This window comes from uncultured Cetobacterium sp. (genome assembly GCF_947038635.1).
Lineage (GTDB): Bacteria > Fusobacteriota > Fusobacteriia > Fusobacteriales > Fusobacteriaceae > Cetobacterium_A.
This window is the reverse complement of sequence record NZ_CAMQXC010000156.1, coordinates 1-4,393: the sequence shown is the minus strand read 5'-3', so window position 1 is coordinate 4,393 and position 4,393 is coordinate 1. Positions and strand designations below refer to the sequence as shown.

The 4,393-nt window shown below is 27.9% G+C and carries 5 protein-coding genes; 2 read left to right on the top strand and 3 right to left on the bottom strand.

Going from position 1 to position 4,393, the window contains the following annotated elements; translation table 11 throughout:
• Positions 1-1,022 (bottom strand): ABC transporter ATP-binding protein (locus tag Q0V08_RS10890; protein WP_297434696.1); only part of this gene is annotated, 1,022 nt, incomplete at its 3' end.
• 158 nt (positions 1,023-1,180) lie between these two features.
• On the opposite strand from Q0V08_RS10890, the gene Q0V08_RS10885 reads away from it, so the two are divergent.
• Positions 1,181-2,059, top strand: a complete 879-nt coding sequence (locus tag Q0V08_RS10885) for a patatin family protein (RefSeq protein ID WP_257162836.1) — start codon at positions 1,181-1,183, stop codon at positions 2,057-2,059.
• A gap of 17 nt (positions 2,060-2,076) precedes the next feature.
• Here Q0V08_RS10885 and Q0V08_RS10880 read toward each other — a convergent pair whose 3' ends face one another.
• Together Q0V08_RS10880 and Q0V08_RS10875 are read right to left on the bottom strand one after the other, a co-directional pair.
• Entirely contained in the window at positions 2,077-2,520 is a 444-nt protein-coding gene (locus Q0V08_RS10880; protein ID WP_297434694.1) for a hypothetical protein, read from the bottom strand.
• An 81-nt stretch (positions 2,521-2,601) separates the two neighbouring features.
• The gene (locus Q0V08_RS10875) at positions 2,602-3,738 is read right to left on the bottom strand and encodes a M20 family metallopeptidase (RefSeq protein ID WP_297434692.1); all 1,137 of its coding nucleotides are present in this window, start codon (positions 3,736-3,738) and stop codon (positions 2,602-2,604) included.
• Between the two features lie 159 nt (positions 3,739-3,897).
• Between Q0V08_RS10875 and Q0V08_RS10870 the strand changes: the two genes are divergently transcribed.
• The coding region (locus tag Q0V08_RS10870) for an AbgT family transporter (RefSeq protein ID WP_297434690.1) at positions 3,898-4,393 on the top strand (496 nt) is incomplete at its 3' end.

The following is a 4,393-nucleotide window of genomic DNA, read 5'->3' as shown; positions in this document are numbered from 1 at the left end:
TGACTAAAGTAGACATTTTCAAATTTAATATTACCTTTAACATCTTTTAATTCTTTAGCACCTGTGGAGTCTTTTTCAATATCTTCATCTAACATCTCTTTGAAACGTTTAAATCCACTCATACCATTTTGATATTGTTCGACAAAACCAACAAGTCTTTTTATAGGCTGACTAAAAATTCTAATATATAAAAGGTAAGCTAAAAAATCACCAAAATTAATTTTTCCTTGATAAGTAAAAATAGCACCAAAAACTAGTACAAGATAATCTAACATATCTGTAAGAAAAGTCATTCCTGAAACATATTCAGCCATAACTTTATATGCTCCTTCACGAGCTGTTTTGAATTCAAGATTACTTTTTTTAAATTTTTCAAGTTCATCATTCTTATTAACAAAAGCTTTAGAAACTCTAATTCCACTAATACTATTTTGTAAAGTTGAATTAATAGCTCCAATTTTTTCACGTGTTTCTAAAAAGGCATCAGACATTCTTTGTCGTCTATTAATAGTGAACCAAACTATAAATGGAATAACTGAGAAAACTATAAGTGTTAATGGAATGTTGATATTTAAAAGAAGGAAAAAAGAACCAAAAATCATAATGATTGATATAAAAAGATCTTCAGGACCGTGGTGAGCAAGTTCAGAAACCTCTTGTAAATCATTTACAATTCTAGACATAATACTTCCAGTTTGTGTATTGTCAAAATATTTTATTGGAAAATTTTGAAGTTTTGTATAAACATCCTTTCTCATATCACCTTGCATTCGAACGCCAACTACATGTCCCCAATAGTTCATAAAATAGTTGCAAATAAGTTTAACTATGTATATTCCTAAAAGAGTAATTGCTAAAACCAAAATACTTCGGTAGTTTTTATTAGGAATATAGTTATTTACAGCAACTCTACTTAACATAGGATATATTAAATCACAAACAGAAACTGTAATAGCTGCAAGTAAATCTAAGAAAAATAGTTTTTTATAAGGTTTATAATAGCTTATAAATTTTTTTATCATGCATAACCTCCTCAATGAGTTTTATTATAATTTTAAAAGAAAAAAACTTAAAAGTCAAAGAATATCGAAACTCTTGGAAAAATAAAATATAAAGAAAGAAAATATCTAAATAAAAAGTACAATATAGAGAATATTAGTTTGTGCTTTAGGAGGATTTAATGGATAATATAGGATTAGTTTTAGAAGGTGGAGGATTAAGAGGAGCATATACATCTGGAATTTTAGATTACTTTTTATCTAAACAGTTGCATTTTAAATATACAATTGGAGTTTCAGCAGGTGCAATTTATTCAGCATCTTATGCTTCGAGACAAAAAAGAAGAAATATTGATATTATTTTAAAATATTTAAATGATGAAAGATATATGGGGTATAAATATTTAATAAAAAATGGAAGTTACATAAATGTAGATTTTGCATATAGAAAAATGACATATGAACTATCACCTTTTGATTTTGAAACATTTTATAACTGTGATTTAGAATTTAAGGTGGGAGCATTTAATTGTATAAAAGGAAGAACTGAATTTTTTTCTAAAAAAGATTTTAAAGGAACAGATGACCTGTTAGAATCTTTGATTGCATCAGGAAGTTTACCATTTTTTTCTAAAGAGACAATAATAAATGAGAAAATATATTTAGATGGTGGAATAGCTTCACCAATTCCAATAGCTCAGTCAATATTAGATGGAAATAGTAAAAATGTTGTTATTTTAACAGAGGATGAAGGGTATAAAAAAGAACCTTTAAAGTTACAACCACTTATAAAGCTGTATTATAGAAAATATCCTAAAGTAGCAGAAGCACTAATAAAACGTCACTTAGTTTATAATAGAACTTTAAAAGATATACAAGAGCTTGAAAATAAAGGGGATATTTTTGTTTTTAGACCTAGTGAGGTAGTGGTAGTAGATAGATTAGAAAGAGATTTAAATAAAATTAAGGCTCTTTATAATTTAGGAGTAAAAGATGCAAAAGAAAATTATGAGAGATTAATAAATTGGATGAATATAAAAAATAAAGAGAGCCAGAATTAGGCTCTCTTTTAATATATCTATTGTTTAGCTGGTGCTGGAGTAGTAGCAGGAGCATTTTTCATCATTTCATATTGATTTTTCATCATTTCAGTTTGCATTTTAGCTCTAATCTCTCCAATCTCTTTATTTAGTTTTTCAACTTTACTCCAATCTACCTTATCATCTAACATTGCTTTTTTTATATCTAACTGTTTTTGTTCAATATCAATCATATTTTTTTGCATCTCAGGTGTTGCATACATCATATTACTTTTCATCATTTTTTTATCACTTTTCCATCCAGGCATCTGCGTCATATTTTGCATCATATTATTGCATGTAGGACAATTAGCATTTTGTGATTGCATCATAGGCATATCATTCATTGTATTTTGTTGAACATGATCTTGATGATTATCATGTGATGCAGCAAAAGTAAAAGCTGAAATAATAAAAGAACATACTAAAACATATTTTTTCATGAAAAAAACCTCCTAAATAATACATGATATAGTTATGCTCTATTATTAAAAATAAGTTAAAGACTTCCTTTTTAAATACTATTAAATAGCGTTATTTTCTTGAAGTAAATTTTTAAAAAACTCAACTCCATGAATTAAGGCTTCGTTTTCAAAATCAAATCGATTATTATGAAGAGCACAAACATGTCCTTTTTCTTCATCTCTAATTCCAACTAATGCTAATAGTCCAGGAGTTCCATTTTGTGAATAGAAAGAGAAATCTTCAGATCCACTTAAAGAAACATCGGTAAAAACTTTTTTATCTTTTAAAGCTTTTAAAGCTTTTTCAAAAAGATTGGAGTCGTTAATCACTGGAGGATAAAAAGGTTGAAATTTCATATCAATTTTAACATCAAAGGCTAATTCAAATCCTTTGTTTATATGTTCCATTCTTTCTTGAATGAAAGGTATTAAAGATATATTTTCAAGCCTGATAGTTCCAAGCATATTAACAGTTCCAGGAATAATATTTCTAACTGTACCTGCATGAAAAGCTCCAATTGTAAGTAAAAAATGCTCGTAAGATGGTATATTTCTAGATTTAATTGATTGATATGCTTCAACTAATTTAGCTCCAATGAGTATTGAATCAATGCCTTTGTGAGGTTGAGCACCATGACATCCTTTTCCAGTTAATACAATATCTAAATTTATATTTTGAAGAGATACAAAACCTGATTTTACAGCAAACTCTCCAACTTTAATCTCAGGATAAACATGTAAAGCATAAATAGCTTCTATATTTTTAGATTTGTAATAGTTATCAGCTACAATAAATCTAGCTCCACCAGCTCCCTCTTCACCAGCTTGAAATATAAAAACTAAAGATTTTTTTAATTGTGTTCCTTGAGATATTAAAAGTTTGACTTCTTGTATAAAAGTTAACAACATAGCAGTATGTCCATCATGACCACACGCATGCATCATACCTGGAATTTCAGATTTAAAAGGATTAGTACTTTCTTCAGTTAATGGTAAAGCATCAATATCAGCTCTAAAAGCTATACATTGATCACTTTCTCCAGGAATAAAAGCAACAGTACTTGTTCCAACACAATGGTATTCTACATTTTCTTTATCTAAAATTTCTCTGATATACGCAGCTGTTTTAAACTCATTTAATGCAATTTCTGGTATAGTGTGCAGATAGTTTCGATGAGTATTTAAATTATTTAACATATAATCACTCCCCTAGAATTGTTACTTAAATTAATACCACATTTTTTGTACTTTTGTCACATTTATTTTATCAATACTTTAGATACAAAGAATATAATTGTGTTATCAGTATTACTGGGGTACACTTGTCTAAATTAAATAATGGTGGGAGGGAAGTTAATGGGAAAAGTAAATGAGAGAAAAAAACATGGTATTTTAGATTGGATAGAAAAAGTCGGAAATAAGATTCCACATCCATTCATGCTTTTTTTCTTTTTAAGTGTATTTATTATTTTATTATCTTGGGGACTAAATTATTTAGATGTAGGAGTAGTTGATCCAGTAAAAAATGAAGTTGTTAAAGTAAAAAATCTACTTTCTAGTGAAGGAATTAATTTTATGTTACAAAATACAATAAAAAATTTTACAGGATTTTCACCTTTAGGTTTAGTTTTAGTTATGACTTTGGGAATTGGGTTAGCTGAGCATGTTGGTTTGGTATCAGCTTTTATGAGAAATACTATTCTTAATAGTTCTCCAAAGGTTATAACTTTTATGATTATGTTGATTGGAATTTGTGGAAATATAGCATCAGATGCAGCAATTGTTGTAGTTCCAGTAATCTCAGCATTTATATTTTGCTCTCTAGGAAAACACCCATTAGCAGGAATAGCTG

Excerpts from the sequence above, each read along its gene's own strand:
- Q0V08_RS10875 (WP_297434692.1), bottom strand. The coding sequence starts at position 3,738 with ATGTTAAATAATTTAAATACTCATCGAAACTATCTGCACACTATACCA.
- Q0V08_RS10885 (WP_257162836.1), top strand. The coding sequence starts at position 1,181 with ATGGATAATATAGGATTAGTTTTAGAAGGTGGAGGATTAAGAGGAGCA.
- Q0V08_RS10880 (WP_297434694.1), bottom strand. The coding sequence starts at position 2,520 with ATGAAAAAATATGTTTTAGTATGTTCTTTTATTATTTCAGCTTTTACT.